The organism is Salinimicrobium oceani, assembly GCF_012037645.1.
Genome location: NZ_JAAVJR010000311.1, coordinates 1 through 554 on the forward strand (window position 1 = coordinate 1; position 554 = coordinate 554).

Genomic DNA, 554 nt, shown 5'->3' on the forward strand with positions numbered 1-554 from the left:
TTTAAACGCGGGGAATTGGTAGAACCCAAAGAACCCATTGTTTATTATATTGATCGTGCCACCCCTGCAAAATGGGTACCTTTCATTAAACAAGGGATAGAAGACTGGCAGGTTGCTTTTGAGGCTGCAGGTTTCAAAAATGCCATTATAGCTAAAGATCCCCCATCAAAAGAGGAAGATCCGGACTGGAGCCCGGAAGATGCCCGTTATTCGGTAGTACGATACCTGGCTTCTCCAATTCCAAATGCAAATGGACCTCACGTGAGTGATCCACGTTCCGGAGAGATCCTGGAATCGGACATTAACTGGTATCATAATGTAATGACCCTTTTGAGAAACTGGTTCTTTGTGCAAACTGCAGCCATCAACGAAGATGCCCGCGGCGTAGCATTTAAGGATGAGATCATGGGTAGATTAATCCGTTTCGTTTCTTCTCACGAAGTTGGACATACTCTCGGGCTTCCTCACAATATGGGAAGCAGCGTTGCTTATTCGGTTGAATCTCTCAGAAATCCAGAATTCACTAAAAAGAATGGGACAGCTCCGTCTATCAT

Annotated in this window: 1 protein-coding gene; it reads left to right on the forward strand. The window is 44.9% G+C overall.

Annotated features, from left to right (window positions below; genetic code table 11):
• The coding region (locus tag HC175_RS16905; RefSeq protein WP_209310043.1) for a zinc-dependent metalloprotease at positions 1–554 on the forward strand (554 nt) is incomplete at both ends.